Annotated in this window: 16 protein-coding genes; 11 read left to right on the top strand and 5 right to left on the bottom strand. The window is 71.4% G+C overall.

The annotated features are described in order from the left end of the window. Window positions 1-72: 72 nt before the first annotated feature. Both AB0J69_RS14775 and AB0J69_RS14770 read left to right on the top strand, forming a co-directional pair. Complete coding sequence (locus AB0J69_RS14775) at window positions 73-873, top strand: DUF3027 domain-containing protein (protein WP_364117011.1); 801 nt, start codon at window positions 73-75, stop codon at window positions 871-873. Window positions 874-938: 65 nt separating this feature from the next. After that, on the top strand, window positions 939-3974 hold the full coding sequence (locus AB0J69_RS14770) for a hypothetical protein (RefSeq protein ID WP_364117009.1): 3036 nt from the start codon (window positions 939-941) through the stop codon (window positions 3972-3974). Window positions 3975-3985: 11 nt separating this feature from the next. On the opposite strand, the gene AB0J69_RS14765 is transcribed toward AB0J69_RS14770, so the two are convergent. Then, window positions 3986-5407: an MFS transporter gene (locus AB0J69_RS14765; protein ID WP_364117007.1), complete on the bottom strand. Its 1422-nt coding sequence runs from the start codon at window positions 5405-5407 to the stop codon at window positions 3986-3988. A gap of 128 nt (window positions 5408-5535) precedes the next feature. On the opposite strand from AB0J69_RS14765, the gene AB0J69_RS14760 reads away from it, so the two are divergent. After that, window positions 5536-6057 carry a CGNR zinc finger domain-containing protein gene (locus tag AB0J69_RS14760; protein ID WP_364117005.1) on the top strand — a complete coding sequence of 174 codons (522 nt, stop codon included), beginning with the start codon at window positions 5536-5538 and terminating at the stop codon, window positions 6055-6057. A 50-nt stretch (window positions 6058-6107) separates the two neighbouring features. On the opposite strand, the gene AB0J69_RS14755 is transcribed toward AB0J69_RS14760, so the two are convergent. Both AB0J69_RS14755 and AB0J69_RS14750 read right to left on the bottom strand, forming a co-directional pair. Further along, window positions 6108-7571 (bottom strand): alpha/beta hydrolase, encoded by a 1464-nt coding sequence (locus AB0J69_RS14755; RefSeq protein WP_364117003.1) that lies wholly within the window; start codon window positions 7569-7571, stop codon window positions 6108-6110. Window positions 7572-7687: 116 nt separating this feature from the next. Continuing rightward, window positions 7688-7900, bottom strand: a complete 213-nt coding sequence (locus AB0J69_RS14750) for a DUF2530 domain-containing protein (protein WP_364117001.1) — start codon at window positions 7898-7900, stop codon at window positions 7688-7690. Window positions 7901-7982: 82 nt separating this feature from the next. On the opposite strand from AB0J69_RS14750, the gene AB0J69_RS14745 reads away from it, so the two are divergent. From AB0J69_RS14745 to thpR, 4 genes are all read left to right on the top strand, one after another. Then, window positions 7983-9422, top strand: a complete 1440-nt coding sequence (locus AB0J69_RS14745; protein ID WP_364116999.1) for an NCS2 family permease — start codon at window positions 7983-7985, stop codon at window positions 9420-9422. Window positions 9423-9553: 131 nt separating this feature from the next. Continuing rightward, complete coding sequence (locus AB0J69_RS14740) at window positions 9554-10006, top strand: MarR family transcriptional regulator (protein ID WP_364116998.1); 453 nt, start codon at window positions 9554-9556, stop codon at window positions 10004-10006. A 23-nt stretch (window positions 10007-10029) separates the two neighbouring features. Continuing rightward, on the top strand, window positions 10030-11253 hold the full coding sequence (locus AB0J69_RS14735; protein WP_364116996.1) for an MFS transporter: 1224 nt from the start codon (window positions 10030-10032) through the stop codon (window positions 11251-11253). 64 nt (window positions 11254-11317) lie between these two features. Further along, the gene (thpR, locus tag AB0J69_RS14730) at window positions 11318-11875 is read left to right on the top strand and encodes an RNA 2',3'-cyclic phosphodiesterase (protein ID WP_364116994.1); all 558 of its coding nucleotides are present in this window, start codon (window positions 11318-11320) and stop codon (window positions 11873-11875) included. Window positions 11876-12052: 177 nt separating this feature from the next. On the opposite strand, the gene AB0J69_RS14725 is transcribed toward thpR, so the two are convergent. Next, on the bottom strand, window positions 12053-13021 hold the full coding sequence (locus AB0J69_RS14725) for an aldo/keto reductase (protein WP_364116992.1): 969 nt from the start codon (window positions 13019-13021) through the stop codon (window positions 12053-12055). Window positions 13022-13183: 162 nt separating this feature from the next. Here AB0J69_RS14725 and AB0J69_RS14720 point away from each other — a divergent pair, with 162 nt between their 5' ends. Beyond that, window positions 13184-14197, top strand: coding sequence for a hypothetical protein (locus AB0J69_RS14720; RefSeq protein WP_364116990.1), 1014 nt, complete (start codon window positions 13184-13186; stop codon window positions 14195-14197). On the opposite strand, the gene AB0J69_RS14715 is transcribed toward AB0J69_RS14720, so the two are convergent. Beyond that, complete coding sequence (locus tag AB0J69_RS14715; protein WP_364116989.1) at window positions 14198-14572, bottom strand: hypothetical protein; 375 nt, start codon at window positions 14570-14572, stop codon at window positions 14198-14200. It abuts the gene before it with no gap. A 70-nt stretch (window positions 14573-14642) separates the two neighbouring features. Between AB0J69_RS14715 and lhgO the strand changes: the two genes are divergently transcribed. The 3 genes from lhgO to AB0J69_RS14700 are packed head-to-tail and all read left to right on the top strand — an operon-like array spanning window position 14643 to window position 17955. Beyond that, window positions 14643-15833 (top strand): L-2-hydroxyglutarate oxidase, encoded by a 1191-nt coding sequence (gene lhgO, locus AB0J69_RS14710; RefSeq protein WP_364116987.1) that lies wholly within the window; start codon window positions 14643-14645, stop codon window positions 15831-15833. 17 nt (window positions 15834-15850) lie between these two features. Further along, the gene (locus tag AB0J69_RS14705; RefSeq protein ID WP_364116985.1) at window positions 15851-16543 is read left to right on the top strand and encodes a response regulator transcription factor; all 693 of its coding nucleotides are present in this window, start codon (window positions 15851-15853) and stop codon (window positions 16541-16543) included. Next, a complete protein-coding gene (locus tag AB0J69_RS14700) occupies window positions 16543-17955 on the top strand; it encodes a HAMP domain-containing sensor histidine kinase (protein WP_364116983.1) in 1413 nt (470 codons plus the stop codon). Before AB0J69_RS14705 ends, AB0J69_RS14700 begins: the two co-directional genes overlap by 1 nt. Window positions 17956-18009 lie beyond the last annotated feature (54 nt).

Genomic DNA, 18009 nt, shown 5'->3' with positions numbered 1-18009 from the left:
GGGCCCCCGCAGGTCCCGGGATGGGTGAGAATGAAGTGTGAGCGAACAGCACCTTTCGGCGGAGGCGCCCCGATGAGCCGCACCAGGGCCCGCGTCTCCGCTCCCGACCAGGCCTGTGTCGCCGCGGTCGATCTGGCGCGCGCCGCGGCCGAGGAGCTTGCGCGGCCGGGCGAGCCCGGCGAGCACCTCGGTTACGAGAGCGAGGGCGACCGGATCGTCACCCACTACTTCGCCTGCCTCGACCGGGCTTATCGCGGCTGGCGCTGGGCCGTCACCGTCACGCGCGCCTCGCGCGCGAAGAAGGTCACGGTCAGCGAGGCCGTCCTGCTGCCCGGCACCGGGGCACTGCTGGCGCCGGAGTGGCTGCCGTGGAGCGAGCGCCTGCGTCCGGGCGACCTCGGTGTGGGCGACCTGCTGCCGACCCCTGACGACGACGACAGGCTCGCGCCGGGTTTCACCGAGACCGACGACGACACCGACAGACAGATGGTTTTCGAGTACGGCCTGGGCCGAGCCCGTGTGCTCTCGGCCATCGGCAGAGACCAGGCTGCCAGACGCTGGCACGCGGGCGAGCACGGGCCGCACACTCCGATCGCACACGCCGCTCCCGCGCAGTGCTCCACCTGCGGCTTCTACTGGTTGCTCTCGGGTGAGCTCCGGCTGTCGTTCGGGGTCTGCGCCAACGAGTACGCCCCGGACGACGGCAAGGTCGTGGCCGCCGACCACGGCTGCGGCGCTCATTCCGAGGCCGCGGTGCTGCCGCCGCCCGTGGAGCAGGCCATCCCGATCCTCGACGACATGGGCTACGACCTCATGGAGGAGGAGGCCGGATCGGTCGACGAAGCCGCCTCCGAGGAGCTCGGCCATTCCTGATCGAGAGTGTCGGTTCCGGCCGCTACCCTACGGTGGCCCCCTACCCTCAACCAGGATCGTGATCGATGAGCGACACCTACGGCACTGACCGGATGCGAGCAGCCGTCCTCTCCGCTTGGACGGCCTCGCCCGCCCGGTTCCGCGAAGACGCCAACGCGGAGGAGGACTTCGCGCTCGGCGGCTACCGCGATCGGCTGATCGTCGAGCTGGCCCAGAACGCCGCCGACGCGGCGCTGCGGGCGGGCGTGCCAGGGTTGCTGCGGCTGACGCTGCGGGGCGACGTGCTGACGGCCGCCAACACCGGCGCCCCGCTCGACGCCACCGGCGTGGAGAGCCTGTCCACGCTGCGCGCCTCCGGCAAGCGCGACGAGGCCGGCGCGGCGGGCAGGTTCGGCGTCGGGTTCGCGGCGGTCGTGTCCGTCTGCGGCGCGCCCTCCATCGGCTCGCGCGGTGCGGGCGCGGTCCGCTGGTCCCGCACCGAGACCGCGGCCCTCGTCGCCGAGATCCCCGCGCTCGCGGGCGAGCTCGCCGACCGCGGCGGTCACGTGCCGCTGCTCAGGCTCCCCTTTGACGAGCCGCCCCTCGTCGACATCCCCGAGGGTTTCGACACCCTTGTCCGCCTGCCGCTGCGCGACCAGGCGTCCGTCGACGTGGTCCGGCGCATGCTCACCGAGACCAGCCCGGCGCTGCTGCTCGGCCTGCCCGCGCTGGAGAGCATCGAGATCGAGCTCGACGGGTCCGTGCGCACGGTCGTGGCCGACGGCTGGCACGTGGTGTCGGACTCCGGCGAGTTCACCCCCGAGGAGGTGGGGAGGCTCTTCGCCGACCGGCCCACCGAGGAGCGTGCCCGCCCCTACTGGTCGCTGCGCTGGGCGGTGCCCGTCACCGGCACCGGCGAGCCGGGCGCGCTCCCCGCCACCGTGCCGCCCGTGGCGCACGCCCCGACGCCCAGCGACGAGCCCATCGGCCTGCCCGCGCTGCTGATCGCGTCGTTCCCGATGGCCACCGACCGGCGCCACGTGGCCAAGGGGCCGCTGGCCGACTTCATGGTCGAGCGGGTCGCCGACGCCTACGTACGCCTGCTGCGGGAGCTGCCCCGCACCTCCAAGCTGCTCGACCTGGTGCCCACCCTCATGGGCAAGGGCGAGCTCGACGCCCGCATCCGCCGGGCCGTGCTCGACCGCCTGCCCGGCACGCCGCTGCTGCCCGCGCTGTCGGCGCCGGCTCCCGCCGTGCAGACCCCGTCGTTCGCCGAGGCGCGGGTCTACGAGCCCGACGCCGAGTGGCGGGTCGAGCACCCCGCGCCCGAGCCCGAGGGCGACGGCTGGGTGGTGACCGGCCGCGAGGCCGCCGTCGTGGCATCGGCCTCGGCGGAGCTGCTCGCGATCGTCGCCGACTTCGTGCCGGGGCTGCTGCCGGCCGGCTGGCCAGCCCGCCACGCGGCCATGGCCGCCCTCGGGGTGCGCCGGGTCGAGCTGGCCGACATCGTCGACCTGCTGTCGGGCGAGGCCGTCGAGGCGCGCGAGCCGTCGTGGTGGCGCGCGCTCTACGAGGTGCTGCCGGGCGACGACCCCGAGTCGCTGGGCGCGCTGCCGGTGCCGCTGGCCGACGGGCGGGTGGTCCGGGGGCCGCGCGGCACGCTCATCCTGTCCGACGGGGGCGCCGACCTCGACCTGACGCCGCTCGGGCTGCGCATCGTGCACCCGGACGCGGCCCACCCGGCGCTGCTGCGGCTGGGCGCCGCCGAGGCCACGCCCAGGACGGTCCTCGACGACCCGCTGACCAAGGCCGCCGTCGCGCAGTCGCTCGACAACCCCGACCCGGAGCCGGTGGCGCGGGCCGTGCTGTCCCTCGTGGATGCGTCCGGGCTGGTGCCCGGCGAGGCGCCGTGGCTGGCCGAGCTGGCCCTGCGCGGCAGCGACGGCGAGCTCTACCCGGCCGGCGAGCTCATGCTGGCCGAGGGCGCGCTGGCGAGCCTGCTGGAGCCGGACACCCACCTCGGGGTGGCCGCGCCGGAACTGGAGGAGACCTACGGCTCGCGGGTGCTGGCGGCCGCCGGGGTGCTCGACGGGTTCGCGGTGGTGCACGAGCCCGACGTGCTGCTCGACCCCGACGACTGCGACCACGACCTCGACGGCGAGGGCGAGTGGCTCGACCACGTGCTCGACCTGCTGCCCGAGCTGGACGTGCCGCCGCTGGTGCCGGAGTTCCTGGCGGTGCGGGACCTGGAGCTGGTGGCCGACTGGCCGGGCGCGCTCGAGCTGCTGACCAGGCCGCCGTTGCGGGCCGCCCTCCACCCGCTGCGCGTGGAGGGCGTGGAGGTGCCCTCCTACACGGCGTGGTGGCTGGCCAACCATCCGGTGCTGGGCGGGCGCAAGCCGCTGGAGCTGCGGCTCCCGGGGGCCGACCCGCTGCTGCAGGGCCTCTACGCCGACGCCCCCGCCGGGCTCGACGAGGCGGCGCTGTCGATGCTCGGGGTCCGCACGACGCTGGCCGAGCTGCTGGCCTCCCACGGCGGGCCCGAGGAGCTCCTCGACCTGATGGCCGACGAGTCCGTCGAGGTGGACCGGGCCCAGCTGCGTGCCCTGTGGATCGCGCTGGCCGCCGTCGACCCCTCGCGTGTCGCGCCGCCGTCCCGGGTGCGGGCGGTGCTGGAGGGCTCGATCGTGGTGGCCTCGGCCGAGGACGCCGTGGTGGTGGAGGCGCCCGACCTGCTGCAGCTGGTCACGGAGCGGCCGCTGGTGCTGGCGCCGTACGATCTGGCGGAGTCGCTGTCCGAGCTGCTCGACCTGCCGCTCGCCGGTGAGCTCACCTCGGGGGAGGTCACCTCCGAAGGGGTCCGGCGGGAGGTGCCCGCCGAGGTGCGGTCGCTGCTGCCCACCGCGCCCGAGACGTATGTGGAGCACGAGAAGCTGCTGGTGGACGGCGTGGAGTGCGCGTGGCGGTTCTTCGAGGGGGCCGTGCACTGCACTGGGGTCGACGGGCTGGCCAGGGGGCTGGCCTGGGCGACGGGGCAGTGGAACGACCGGCTCGCGGTGGCCGCCCTGCTGCGCGACCCGGGAGCGGTGCCGCTGCTGCTCGCGGAGGCCGACCTGTCCTGAGCCCCGCCGGATCACCTGGTCACGAGACCGGGCGCTCCTGAGCGGGCGGCCTGCCGCCGGAGCAGGGGCCTGACCACCGTGAGCTGCGCGGCGGCCAGCAGCAGGCACATGAGGGCCAGGCCGCCCCACAGCCCGGCCGGGCCGGCGTGTTCGAGGAGTTGCGTGCTGGAGAGGGGCGCCAGGACGGTGGCGAAGCCCCACGAGGTGCCGAAGATCGACAGGTATCGTCCCCGGGAGTCCTCGGGGGCGATGCTGACCACCATGGCGTAGCTGCGTCCGAACATCAGCAGGTCGCCGGCGCTCCACACGACCGTGGCGGCGAGGTGCCCCGGCAGCCCGCCCGCCACGGCGTACCCGGCCAGGCCGGTGGCGAGCAGCAGGTAGCCGGCGACCATGGCGGCGTGGTGGGACAGCGGCGCCGTCCACCTCAGCAGCGGCTGGCAGAGCACCATCACGACGGCGGAGACGGTGGACAGGAGCCCGGCGTCGGCGGCCGGCAGGCCGCGCCGCACCAGCGCGAGCGGCAGCGCCATCATGACCTGCATGTAGATCAGGGCCAGGAGGGTGCCGGAGACGAGCAGCACGAGGAGCGAGCGGTCGCGCCACGCCGACCCGCCGGCGACCGCCGGGCCCTCGACCTGGAACGGGCCCTCGGTGTGGGGCGCGGAGCCGGTGTGGGGCGGGTCGTCAACGTGGGGCTGCCCTTGCGGGTGGGGCGGGCCGCCAGCGTGGGGTGGGCCCTCGTTGTGGGGCGCGGCGTCGGTGCGGGGCGGGGCCTTGGGGCCGGGCGGGTCGTCGGGGTGGGGCGGAGGGGTGGTCCGGGGTGTGGGGGAGGGCAGGCTGGCGGGTTGGTGTCTGGTGGGGTGGTCGGCGGGCAGGACGAGGCGTACCACGATCGCGCAGGCCACGCAGGTGACGGCGTCCACGACGAACAGCCAGCGCAGGTCCCAGCGTCCCAGCCCGGCGGCGATCAGGCCGGCGCCCATGCCGCCCACCGCCAGGGCCGTGTTGAACAGGCTGAACGCCTGGGCCTGCTGCGCGGGACGTACGGCGTCCGCGATCATCGCCTGGGACGGCGGCTCGTAGATCTCGAAGACCAGCCCGAGCAGGACGGCGAACACCGCGAGCATCGCCACGGAGCCGGAGGCCGCGATGCCCGCCTGCGCCAGAGCGCATCCGGCCAGCCCGGCGACGATCGTCCGGCGCCGGCCGAGCCGGTCGGCCAGGAAACCGCCCAGGAGGCGCGAGGGGATGGTGGCCAGGCCGAAGGCGGCGGAGACCAGGCCGGCGGTGACGGCGCCCGCCCCGAACTCGGTGCTGATCAGGACGGTGAGGAACCCGAGGGAGAAGGCCCCCAGCCGGTTGACGCCCCGCGCCAGGACGAGCCACCAGACGGTGCGTGGCAACCGCTCCGCACGGCCGGCGATCCGCACGTTCACCCTCCAAGTGACTGATGAAACTGCTAACGTCGGTCATGGAGGACCGTAAGGCCTTAGGAGTGACCAGTCAAGTGATGTTCGATAGTCACGTAGCGATTCTGCTGGACACCGCGGTATCGCTCGTGAACGTGCTGACCGACGGCGACGAGGGTGGCAAGCCCTATGTGGCGCCGACGGGTGAAGGGCTGCCGGCCGCGATCGTCGGTGTGCTGCCGGGCGAGGCGACGGTCTCGATGGAGGAGGCCCTGTACCTGACCGGGACCACGCTGAAGGTCCGGCGGGTCTTCGAGGCCATGGAGGCCGGGCAGGACGACGAGGCGGCCGCCGTCGTCAACGCGCTCGTCATCAGCACCGGTGCGCGGCCGCAGCTCAACCGGGCTCCAGGGGAGCCGTGGCAGGTGCACTTCCACGGCGCCGACGACACCCTCGCGGTGGGGTGGAGCGCGGGCATCGCCTCCGCGCTGACGCTGGCCATCGGCAGCGACCTCGGCGGGCGTCTGGGCGTCTGTCAGGCCAGGCGGTGCGACCGCGTGTACGTGGACGCCTCACGCAACGCGGTGCGGCAGTTCTGCTCCCGGTCCTGCCAGAGCCGGACGAAGGCGGCGGCCTTCCGTGCCCGCTCGGCCGCCCGCCACCCGTCCTGAGCGGGCTCCGATCGGGGAGGCGCCCCCGCAGAGCCTCCCCGAGCCTCCCGTCAGGCGGGGCAGCTGGTGCCCTTGGCGGGGAGCTTGCCCTCCAGCACGTACGACTCCACCGTCGTCGTGACGCACTCGTTGCCGCTCAGGTACGCGCCATGGCCCTCGCCCTCGTAGGTGACCAGGACGCCCGTCTTGAGCTGCTCCGTCAGTCTCGTGGACCACTGGTACGGCGTCGCCGGGTCACCCTTGCCGCCGATCACCACGATGGGGCCCGAGCCCGTGGCGTCGATGCGCTTGGCCGCGTTGTCCCCCCGGGCCGGCCAGTGCGCGCATGCGCCGATCGAGGCTTCGCCCGACAGGATCGGGAAGATCTTCCGTACCTTCTCGTCGATCGCGGCGGCCTGCGCGGCGGTCGGGCGTTCGGTGGTGTCGGCGCAGTTGATGGCCGCCAGGCTGGTCATCATCGTGGTGTATGTCCCGTTCGCCCGGCGCCCGGTGTAGGCGTCGGCCAGGGCGAGCAGCACGGTGGCGTTGCCCTTGCGCGCGGCGGCGACCGCCTGCTCCAGCATCGGCCAGGTCTGCTTGGCGTACAGCGGGGTGATGACGGCCAGTTGCCCCAGCCCGTACGTGAGCTCGCGGTCCCCCACCTTGATCGGCTTGGTCTTGAGCCCGTCGAGCAGGTCCTCGACCGTCTTCTCCACGGCGGCCGGGTCGGCGCCCAGCTCGCAGCTCTGCGCCACGCAGTCCTCGGCGAACGCCTCGAACGCCCCGTCGAAGCCCGTGGCCTGGGTGAGCACCCGCTCCTCGAACGTCACCGTCGGGTCGAAGCCGCCGTCGAGGACGAAGCGGCCGACGTTCTTGGGGAAGTGGGTGGCGTAGACGGCGCCGAGGTGGGTCCCGTACGAGAAGCCGAAGTAGTTGAGCTGCCGGTCGCCGAGCGCGCTCCTGAGGAGGTCGAGGTCCTTGGCCGCGTTCACGGTGCCGACGTGCGGCAGGACCTTGCCCGAGTCCTTCTGGCAGGCCGCCGCGAACTCCTTGGCCAGCTTGTCCTGGTCGGCGTCCGCTCCGGCGGAGAGGAGCTTGCCGATCTCGCCGCCGCACTTGACGCCGGAGCTGCGGTCGACGCCGCGCGGGTCGAAGCTGACCAGGTCGTAGCGGCTGCCCAGCTTGCCGAACGTCGTGGCGGCCACGGCCAGGGTGTCCACGCCGGAGCCGCCGGGGCCGCCGAAGTTGAAGACGAGCGAGCCGAGGCGGTCACCACTGGCCTTGACGCGGATGAGCGCGAGGCCGATCTTGTCGCCGTCCGGCCTGGCGTGGTCGAGGGGGACCTGGAGGGTGCCGCATTCGACGCCGGGGCCGGGGGTGAGCTGCTTGCCGTCGGGGCCGACGAGATCGGTGCACTTGCCCCAGGCCACCGCCCCCGCTCCCGCCGCCTTCTCACCGGCGGGCGCGGAGGGCTCGGCGGCGCAAGCCGTGAGGAACGCCGCTCCCAGGAGGAGTGTCACTATGGGCTTCTTCATGCTGACAAGCATGATTTGGCGGGTGTGTGCTGATGTAGTGGGCGAAAACACCACTTCCGGGTGACTTCGACGAGCGGCCGGAGATGACGAATGTCAGCTCCGGCGAGGGACGCCTGTCAGTCGTGCCGGGGCCGCCGGACGAACCACATGCCGAAGAAGCCGAAGCACACCCCGGTCAGGCAGGTCCAGATCCACCACGTGTTCTCGGGCTCGGGACGGAAGATCAGCAGGGCGACCAGCGCGACCGCCCACGCGGCCGTGCCGACGGCGATGGCCGCGGTGTCGTTGGTCTCGATCGGCTCCGGGTTGGGATGCCACTGCTTGTCCACGTGTCCAGCCTAGCTTCCAATCGGGTCTCGATCTCATCACTGGCTCTTTTCGCAGTTCACCACGACTGTCACTCTTCGCGTCGTGAGTGACACGCGTAACGCAATAGATCGTTTCTTCGCAATCTCCGCACGCGGATCGACAATCTCCCGTGAGGTACGGGGAGGTTTGGCCACGTTCTTCACCATGGCCTACATCGTGGTGCTGAACCCGATCATCATCGCCAACGGCAAGGACGTGGACGGGCAGGTCATCGGCGACGGCACGACGCCCAACGTCGCGCTGGTGGCGGCGGGCACGGCCTTCGTGGCGGGTGTGCTGACGATCCTCATGGGGGTCATCGGCAAGGTGCCCTTCGCGATGGCGGCCGGGCTGGGCCTGAACGCCTTCGTCACCTTCAGCATCGCCAGTGTGATGACCTGGGAGGAGGCCATGGGCCTGGTCTTCCTCGAAGGCGTCATCATCGCCCTCCTGGTGCTGACCGGGCTCAGGACGGCGATCTTCCACGCCATCCCGGCCCAGCTCAAGACCGCGATCAGCGTGGGCATCGGCCTGTTCATCGCGCTGATCGGGTTCGTGGACGCCGGTTTCGTGCGGAAGGCGGTGGGCACGCCGCTGGAGCTGGGCATCGGCGGCAACCTCACCTCCTGGCCGATCTTCGTCTTCATCGTCGGCTTGCTCGCCACGGCCGCGATGGTGGCGCGGAAGGTCCGGGGCGCGATCCTCATCGGCATCGTCGGCACCACGATCCTGGCGATCATCGTCGAGCTGCTCGCCAAGGCGGGGAACTTCTCGCCCGAGAACCCGGGCGGCTGGCAGCTCAACCTGCCCAGCCTCCCCGAGCAGATCTTCGGCTTCAACAACCCCCTCCTGCTCTTCACCGAGTTCGACCCCTTCGGCGGGTTCATCCGCGTCGACGTGCTGCTGGCCGCGCTGCTCGTGTTCACCCTGCTCATCACTGACTTCTTCGACACCATGGGCACCATCGTGGGCGTCGGCCGCCAGGCGGACCTGGTGGGTGAGGACGGGATGTTGCCGCGTACCAAGCAGATCCTGCTCGTCGACTCGATCGGCGCGGCGGCCGGCGGCGCGGGCTCGGTCTCCTCGAACACCACCTACATCGAGTCGGCGGCCGGCGTCGGCGAGGGCGCTCGCACTGGCCTCGCCAGCGTGGTCACGGGCCTGCTGTTCCTGGTGGCCGTCTTCTTCGCGCCGCTGGTCCAGATCGTGCCCTACGAGGCCGCCGCTCCCGCGCTGGTGCTGGTGGGCTTCCTGATGATGACCGCGATCCGCGACATCGACTGGAACGACTTCGAGATCGCCATCCCGGCCTTCCTCACCGTCGTGATCATGCCGTTCACGTACTCGATCTCGAACGGCATCGGCGTCGGCTTCATCAGCTACGTGCTGATCAAGGTGGTGTGCGGCAAGAGGCGGCAGATCCACCCGCTGCTGTGGGGTGTCGCCGCCCTGTTCACCCTCTACTTCGCGATCGGCCCCATCAGGGCGCTGCTCGCGGGCTGAGTGTCAGATCTACGTCCCTACGTCGGAGCCGTCCTGCGCACGCGGGGCGGCTTCGGGGTATCAAGAGGTGAGATGTCCCTCATGTCGGGAAATATCTTGTCTTGCCGTATAGTTAGCAAAGGTAATGACTCATGCTAACCAAAACCCAGCCCAAGACGAACCTGCGCAGCGACGCAGGTCTGGCTTCAGCCCTGCGCGTGTCCCTGGCAAGGCTGAACCGACGCCTACGACGACAGGCGGCAGCGCATCAACTGACGGCCACGCAGTTCGCGACGCTCACCGCGGTGGAACGGCATTCCGGGATAACCCCCGGCGAATTGGCCGAGCTCGAGAAGGTGCAACCACCCTCGATGACCCGCGTGATCGCCGCGCTCGAGGAACGCGGCCTGGTCGCCCGCACCCCGCATCCGACCGACCGGCGACAGGTGACCGTCTCGGTGACCGAGGCCGCCGAGAAGTTGCTGAAGGAGGAACGACGCCGCAAGGAAGCGTGGCTGGCGCAACGCTTGAAGGAGCTGTCGCCGGAGGAGAGGTCGATCCTCAGGCAGGCGGCGCCGATCCTGGAGAAGCTCAGCAAGATATAGAGCCTGAAGAACCCAAGACCGGGATGTTCCGGTCTCTCAGGGTTCACAACTACCGCATGTTCGCGGCCGGTGGCACCGTCTCCAACGTCGGCACCTGGCTGCAGCGCACCGCCCAGGACTGGCTGGTGCTCGACCTCACCCACGGCAGCGCGGCGGCGCTGGGAACGGCGACCGCCCTGCAGTTCCTGCCGATGCTGCTGTTCGGGATGTTCGGCGGCGTGCTCGCCGACCGTTACCCCAAGCGCCCCATTCTCATCGGCGCCCAGATCCTCATGGCCACGCTGGCCCTGACCATCGGCGTGCTCACGATGACGGGCTCCGCCCAGGTGTGGCACGTGTACGTGATGGCGTTCCTGCTCGGCATGATCTCGTGCGTCGAGGTGCCGACGCGGCAGGCGTTCGTGGTCGAGATGGTCGGCCGCCAGGACCTGCCGAACGCGATCGCGCTGAACAGCTCCATCTTCAACCTGGCCCGCGTGGTCGGCCCGGCGCTCGCCGGCGTGCTGATCTACGTGCTGGGCGGCACCGGACCGATCTTCCTGATCAACGCGCTGACCTTCGGCGCCGTGATCTCCAGCCTGATCTTCATGCGCAAGTCCGAGCTGAACCCCGCCGAGCCCGTGCCCAGGGCCAAGGGTCAGCTCCGCGAGGGCCTGCGCTACGTGCTCCAGCGCGAGGAACTGCTCATGCCGGTGCTGCTGATCGGGTTCGTGTCGATGTTCTCGCAGTCGTTCTCGATGTCGATCGCGCTCATGGCCCGCGAGGAGTTCGGGGCCGGAGCGTCCTCGTTCGGGCTGGCCTCCAGCATGTTCGCGGTGGGAGCGCTCGGTGGCGCGCTGCTGGCCGCGCGCCGGGCGCGGCTGTCGCGGAAGGTGCTGTTCGCGGGGGCGATCGGGTTCGGGCTGTTCCAGATCGCGACCGGGGTGGCGCCGTTCTACCCCGTGTACCTGGTGCTGCTGATCCCGACCGGGATCGCGCTGATCACGATCAACACGGCCGCCAACGCCAGCGTCCAGATCGCCACGTCCCCCGAGATGCGAGGGCGGGTCATGGGGATCTACATGCTGGTGTTCACCGGCGGGGCGCCGCTCGGGGCGCCGCTGATCGGGTGGCTGTCCGAGCTGGGCGGGCCCCGGGCGGGCGTGATCCTGTCCGGCGTGCTGGTCCTGGCCGGTACGGGACTGGCGGTGCTCATGACGCGGCTGATCAGCTCGCGGGTGGCCAGGCCGACGCTCGCCGTGGCATGAGTCGGCACGCGGCGGGGCGAGCCGGTGTGCGGGCCGGCGACGGCCGGGGGCAGAATCGGGTGGCATGAGGCTCTTCGCGGCCCTGGTGCCGCCCGACGAGGTGCTGGACGAGATCTCGCGTGCCATCGCACCGCACGTCGGGCAGGTGCCGGGCCTGCGCTGGCCCGATCGCGCCACCTGGCACATCACGCTGGGTTTCTTCGGTGAGGTGCCCGAGCAGGTGCTGCCCGAGCTGGAGGTGCGGGTGGCCCGCGCCGTACACCGCTACCCGGTCCTGGACCTGGCCTTCGACGGCTTCGGAGCGTTCTCCTCCGTACGCCGGGCGCGCGTCTTCTGGGTGGGCGTCACCGGCGACTCCATGACCAGGCTCGCCGACTCCGTCAAAGCGGGCGCCCGCCGGGCGGGGGCCGCGCAGACGGACGAGAAGCGCTTCCATCCGCACCTCACCCTGGCCCGCGCCAAGGTGGAGACGGATCTCCGCCCGCTGGTCGAGTCGCTGTCCGAATTCAGCGGCTCGCCGTGGCGGGCGGAGAGCGTCCGTCTCGTCCGCAGCCACACCGGCCCGCAGGTGAGGTACGAGTCACTCGCCGAATGGGCGCTGGCACCCGCCGAGCAGGGCTAGGCTCCACGTCGTGGATCGTCCTCGCCCCTGGCTGCTGCCCATCGTGCTCGGCCTGCTCCTGCTGATCGTGATCGTCGGCGCGCTGCTCACCTGAGCTTTCCCGCCGGCGCCCTGCTCACCACGAGCTCGTCGTCCAGTGCCCTGCTCACCATGGGCCCCTCCGTCCGGGGCCGTCGGTCACCAGGCGTAGTCCTCCGGGGCGGTGCGGTGGCCCGGGAAGATCTCGTCGAGGCGGGCCAGCGCGTCCGCGTCCAGGTCGATCTCCAGGGCGCGCAGGCTGCCTTCGAGCTGTTCCATCGTGCGCGGACCGATGATCGGCGCGACGACCGCCCGCTGCTTGAGCAGCCAGGCCAGCGCCACGTTCGCCGGGTCCTCGCCGAGGCCGTCGCAGAACTTCTCGTACTGCTCGATCTTGTCGCGGTGCCTGTCGAGCTCCTTGACCATGTTCTCGGCGGCCGAGCGACCCTTGTCGATCTTGCGCAGCACGCCGCCGAGCAGGCCGCCGGCCAGCGGGCTCCACGGGATCACGCCGAGGCCGTAGTCCTCGCAGGCGGGCAGCACCTCGAGCTCGGGAGCGCGCGTGAGCAGGTTGTAGTGGGTCTGCTCGCTGACGAGGCCGGTGAAGTTGCGCCGGGCCGCGGTCTCCTGGGCCTTGGCGATGTGCCAGCCCGCGAAGTTCGACGAGCCCACGTAAATGATCTTGCCCTGCTGCCGCAGGACCTCCATGGCCTCCCAGAACTCCTCGAACGGGGTGCCCCGGTCGATGTGGTGAGCCTGGTAGACGTCGATGTAGTCGGTCTGCATCCGCTTCAGCGAGGCGTCGCAGGCCCTGCGGATGTTGAGGGCGGACACCCGCCGCTCGTTGGGCCAGTCACCCATGTCGCCGTAGACCTTGGTCGCGATGACCGTCCTCTCCCGGCGGCCGCCGCCCTGGGCGAACCACCGGCCGAGGATGTTCTCCGTGACGCCCTCGCCCTTCTTCCCGCCGTAGACGTTGGCGGTGTCGAAGAAGTTCAGGCCCAGCTCATGGGCCCGGTCCATGATCGCGAAAGAGTCTTCCTCCGTGGTCCGCGGGCCGAAGTTCATGGTGCCGAGGCAGAGCGGGCTCACGAGGAGCCCGCTGCGTCCGAGATTGACGTAGTCCATGACTCAACCCTAAAGACCTGGAGTGCACTCCAGGCCAGACCGACGCGGCGTCAGAAGCCCGGAAGGGACATGCCTCTCCTTTCACCCGCTGGCAACGTGGGCCAGGGCGGTGGCGTCGGAGGTCCGGGAGCATCGTGGCTGCGTGTGGGGCATGATGGCGGCGTGGGGGACTTCGTGACCAGGGTGCTCGCCGTCATGGCGGCCGTTTTCCTGCTGCCTGCCGCTCCCGCCCGCGCGGCGGGCGACGACGGCGCGGAGCGGTTGTTCACCTTCAAGGATCCGCAGATCACGGAGTCGAGCGGGCTGGCCGTGTCGCCGACGCACGAGGGCGTCTACTACACGCACAACGACAGCTCCGCCACCCCGACCTTCTACGCGGCCGACGGCCGCGGGCGCACGCTGGGCACGTTCCAGGTACGCGGGGCCGAGGCGCGGGACTGGGAGGCCATGGCCGCGACCAAGGACCCGGCGACGGGCCGGGGGGTGCTCTGGTTCGCCGACATCGGCGACAACCTGGACGGTGCGTGGCCGAACGTCTCCGTCTACAAGGTCCTGGAGCCCGCGACGCTCCAGGACGCCACGCTGCCCGCCACCCGCTACCGCTTCCGCTACGCGGACGGCGGCCGGAACGCGGAAGGCATCATGATCAACCCGCGGACGGGGCGGCTCTACGTGGTGTCCAAGGAGTTCGCCGGATCGATCTACGCGGCGCCGAAGAAGCTGCGGGCCGACCGGACGAACGTGCTGCGCAAGACGGGCAACGCGCCCATCATGGCCACGGACGCCGCGTACGCTCCCGACGGCTCGTCCTACGTCGTCCGCACCTACTTCTCCGCCACCCTCTACAAGCCCTCGGGCGAGACGATCGCCAAGGTGGAGATGCCGGAGCTGAAGCAGGCGGAGTCGATCGCGTACACGCCCGACGGGAAGGCGCTGCTCACCGGCACGGAGGGGCCGAACAGCCCGGTCTACCGGGTGCCGCTGCCCGAGACCGCCCAGGTCACCGCCACGCCCAGCCCGGTCAGGGCCGAGGAGCGCGAGGAGAGCGCCTCGTCCGCCGCCGCGCCGGCGGACTCCTCCGGAGCCGGGCTTACCGTCACCGACGTCCTCATCTGGCTGGCCGCCGCGGCGGCCGCCATCGGGGTGATCACCTTCCTGGCCCGGCGCACGCGCTGATCAGCGGCCGCGGCGCATGGTGGCGGTGAAGAGGTCGCCCCTGAGGGCGCGCTCGACCACCTCGATCGAGCGCGACAGCCGCACCAGCCGCGGCCCCTCCTCCCGGTAGGTGTCGAGCACCGCCTCGATGGCGTGCGGGGGCAGGTGACCCTTGAGGTCGACCGCCGCCGCGCGGTAGCCGGCGCGGGCGGCCTCGACGGCGGAGGTGACGTGGTGGCGGGCCATCGCGGCCAGCGCCACCGGATGCCGCCTGAGCACCTCGTACGCCCGGTAGTCCGGCGGCACCGCGTCGAGCAGCCAGGCCACTGCGGAGGTCTCCCAGTCGGGCACGCTGGGCGGCCGGACCTCCGCCGGCCACTCTGGCGGGACGTACATGGGGACATCGTACTCATGTTCGATTCGCCCGGATATGGCGGGGACGGTCGGTAAGTCGGAAAATCGTCATGTGACGGAGAAGATCGGGGTCGTGGGTGCCGGCATCGTCGGGCTCGCGGTGGCGCGCGAGCTGGCCACCGCCAGGGGTGCCGAAGTGACCGTGCTCGAGAAGGAGGGGCGCGTCGGCGCCCACCAGACGGGGCACAACAGCGGCGTCGTGCACGCGGGGATCTACTACCCGCCGGGCTCGCTCAAGGCCAGGCTCTGCCGCGAGGGCGTGGCGCTGCTGAAGGAGTACTGCGCCGCGCACGGGCTGCCGTACGACGAGGTGGGCAAGCTGGTCGTGGCGAGCACCCACGCCGAGCGGCCGCTGCTGAGCGCGCTGGCCGAGCGGGCGCGCGCCAACGGCGTGCCGGGCATCGCCGAGCTGGACGGGCTCGCGCTGCGCGAGATCGAGCCGCACGCTATCGGCGTCGGCGCCATCCACTCGCCGCACACCGCGATCTGCGACTTCCCCGCCGTCGCGCGCCGGCTCGCGCTGGACGTGGCCGAGCTGGGCGGGTCCGTACGCCTGGCGCACCCGGTCCGGGCGATCAGGGAACGGGCCGGGAAGGTGGAGGTGGTGGCCGGGCAGCGCAGGCTCGCCTTCGACCGCCTGGTGGTGTGCGGCGGACTGGGCACCGACGCGGTGGCCGGGATGGCCCGGGCGCCGGGTGACGTGCGGATCGTACCGTTCAGGGGCGAGTTCTACGCGCTCAGGGGCGCCGCCAGGGACCTGGTGCGCGGGCTCATCTATCCCGTGCCGGACCCGCGCTATCCGTTCCTGGGCGTGCACCTGACGCGGCAGATCGGGGGCGGGGTGCTGGTGGGGCCGAACGCGGTGCTCGCCCTGGCCTATGAAGGCTACCGGTGGCGAAATTTCCGTAATTTTCGGCAAATTCTTGGCTGGCCGGGGACCCTGCGCATGGCCCGGGCGCACTGGCGCACAGGGGTCAGGGAGACGTACGCGTCCCTCGTCAAGAGTGCCTTCCTCAAGGGGGCCCGCCGCTACGTGCCCGAGCTCGCCATCGCTGACCTGGAAAGAGCCCCCAGCGGCGTGCGCGCCCAGGCCGTCGCGCGGGACGGCCGGCTGGTGGACGACTTCGTGGTGGACGTGCACGGGAAGGTCGTCCTCGTAAGGAACGCGCCCTCGCCCGCGGCCACCTCAAGCCTGGCCATTGCGCGGCACATTGCCGGAATTGTCCCAGCACCCGTCCAATGAGGGCATCCTTGGATGTGATGGAATCACGCCTGCTGATAGTCGAGGACGATCCGAACATCCTCGAACTCCTCGCCGCGAGCCTGAGGTTCGCGGGTTTCGACGTGACCACGGCGAAGAGCGGTCTCGACGCCGTGGCCGCCGTCCAACGACACCGCCCGGACCTCGTCGTGCTCGACGTCATGCTGCCCGACCTGGACGGTTTCGAGATCGTCAAGCGGTTGCGGGGCGGCGGGCTGCACACGCCGGTGGTGTTCCTGACCGCTCGTGACGAGACCGAGGACAAGATCCGCGGGCTGACGATCGGCGGCGACGACTACGTGACCAAGCCGTTCAGCCTGGAGGAGGTGGTCGCCAGGATCCACGCGGTGTTGCGCCGTACGAGCGGGGAGCCGCAGGCGGCGCCGCCCCGGCTGACGTTCGCCGACATCGAGCTGGACGAGGAGAGCCACGAGGTGTGGCGCGGGGGCAACGCGGTGGCGCTGTCGCCGACCGAGTTCAAGCTCCTGCGGTACTTCATGACGAACGCCGGCCGCGTCCTGTCCAAGCCGCAGATCCTCGACCACGTGTGGGACTACGACTTCCGGGGCGAGGTGGGCATCGTCGAGTCGTACGTGTCCGTGCTCCGCCGGAAGATCGACAACCGGAGCCCGCGGCTCATCCACACCCTGCGCGGTGTCGGATACGTCCTGCGCCTGCCGCCGAGTCCCTGATGCGCGGCCTGCCGCTGAGGGTCAAGCTGATCGCGTCGATGCTGGCGCTGCTCGGCTTCGGCATGACCTTCATCGGCCTGGTGAGCGTCTCGGTGCTGCACGGCTACCTCCTGGACCGCGTGGACAGCCAGCTCCACCTGCTCAACGCGCGCATGCACAACAAGGTCAGGAGCGACTGGAAGAAGGACAGGGAGACCGACGACCGGCCGATCCTCATCGAGTCCGACGCGATCGCCCTGGTCAGGGAGCCGGGCGGCGAGTTCGTGCCGATGCTGAGCGACCGCGACGTGGACATCAAGCCGAAGCCCGTGCTGTCGCCGTCGCCGGGCACCGATCCCTACACCGCGCCGGCCCTCAGCGGCGGCGGCGAGTGGCGGGTGCTGGAGAGCGTCTACCAGCGGCGCACGCTCGTCGTCGCGGTCGACCTGGAGGAGGTGGACGCGATCACCCGGCGGCTCGTGCTCATCGAGGTGCTGGGCGGTGGCGGCATCCTGCTCATCCTGGCCGTCGTGGGCATCACCATCGTCCGGCGCAGCATGCGGCCGCTGGGCCAGATCGAGCGTACGGCCGAGGCCATCGCCGCCGGCGAGCTGGGCCGCCGGGTGCCGGACGGCGACCCGCGCACCGAGGTGGGCGGCCTGGCCAGGTCGCTGAACGGGATGCTGGCCCAGATCGAGGCCGCGTTCGCCGCCAGGTCGGCGTCCGAGGCGGCGGCCCGCCGCTCCGAGGACCGCATGCGCCAGTTCGTCGGCGACGCCTCGCACGAGCTGCGCACCCCGCTGACCTCGATCCGCGGTTTCGCCGAGTACGCCAGGCAGAACCCGGGCGCCGACCCCGCCGAGCTGATGCAGCGCGTGGAGAAGGCCGCGGGCCGGATGAGCCTCCTCGTGGACGACCTGCTGCTGCTCGCCCGGGTGGACCAGCAGCGGCCGTTGCAGATGCGGCCGGTGGACATGCTGGCGCTGGCCGCGGACGCCGTACAGGATGCCCGGATCCTCGCCCCCGACCGGGTGATCAAGCTGGACGTGGTCGGCGGCGCGGCCCTGATCGTCTCCGGCGACGAGGTGCGCCTGCGCCAGGTCATCAGCAACCTCGTCACCAACGCCATCGTGCACACCGAGCCCGGCTCCCCGATCATCGTCCGGGCCGGGGCGGGCAAGGACCGGCTGTTCGTCGAGGTCGTCGACGCCGGGCCCGGCCTGACGCCCGAGCAGGTCGAGCATGTCTTCGAGCGCTTCTACCGGGCCGACTCCGCCCGGTCGCGCCGCCGCTCGGCCGAGGACCGGGGCAGCGGGCTCGGCCTGGCCATCGTGCAGGCGCTCGTGCACGCCCACGGCGGCTCGGTCACCGTGGACAGCTCGCCGGCGAGCGGCTCGACCTTCCGCGTGGAACTCCCACTCGCCTTGGAGTGAGTGTTCAGCTAACCCTCAGGTGGCTGAGTCACTCTAAGTAGGTGACGAAACCCG

Source organism: Nonomuraea sp. NPDC049709, from assembly GCF_040674815.1.
In the GTDB taxonomy this organism is placed as follows: domain Bacteria; phylum Actinomycetota; class Actinomycetes; order Streptosporangiales; family Streptosporangiaceae; genus Nonomuraea.
Note: the sequence above shows the minus strand (reverse complement) of the source record. Positions and strands in the feature narration are given on the sequence as shown.

Coding starts and splice junctions, on each gene's coding strand:
- AB0J69_RS14775 (WP_364117011.1), top strand. CDS start 73: ATGAGCCGCACCAGGGCCCGCGTCTCCGCTCCCGACCAGGCCTGTGTC.
- AB0J69_RS14770 (WP_364117009.1), top strand. CDS start 939: ATGAGCGACACCTACGGCACTGACCGGATGCGAGCAGCCGTCCTCTCC.
- AB0J69_RS14755 (WP_364117003.1), bottom strand. CDS start 7,571: ATGAAGAAGCCCATAGTGACACTCCTCCTGGGAGCGGCGTTCCTCACG.
- AB0J69_RS14740 (WP_364116998.1), top strand. CDS start 9,554: ATGCTAACCAAAACCCAGCCCAAGACGAACCTGCGCAGCGACGCAGGT.
- AB0J69_RS14735 (WP_364116996.1), top strand. CDS start 10,030: ATGTTCCGGTCTCTCAGGGTTCACAACTACCGCATGTTCGCGGCCGGT.
- thpR (WP_364116994.1), top strand. CDS start 11,318: ATGAGGCTCTTCGCGGCCCTGGTGCCGCCCGACGAGGTGCTGGACGAG.
- AB0J69_RS14725 (WP_364116992.1), bottom strand. CDS start 13,021: ATGGACTACGTCAATCTCGGACGCAGCGGGCTCCTCGTGAGCCCGCTC.
- AB0J69_RS14715 (WP_364116989.1), bottom strand. CDS start 14,572: ATGTACGTCCCGCCAGAGTGGCCGGCGGAGGTCCGGCCGCCCAGCGTG.
- AB0J69_RS14705 (WP_364116985.1), top strand. CDS start 15,851: ATGGAATCACGCCTGCTGATAGTCGAGGACGATCCGAACATCCTCGAA.
- AB0J69_RS14700 (WP_364116983.1), top strand. CDS start 16,543: ATGCGCGGCCTGCCGCTGAGGGTCAAGCTGATCGCGTCGATGCTGGCG.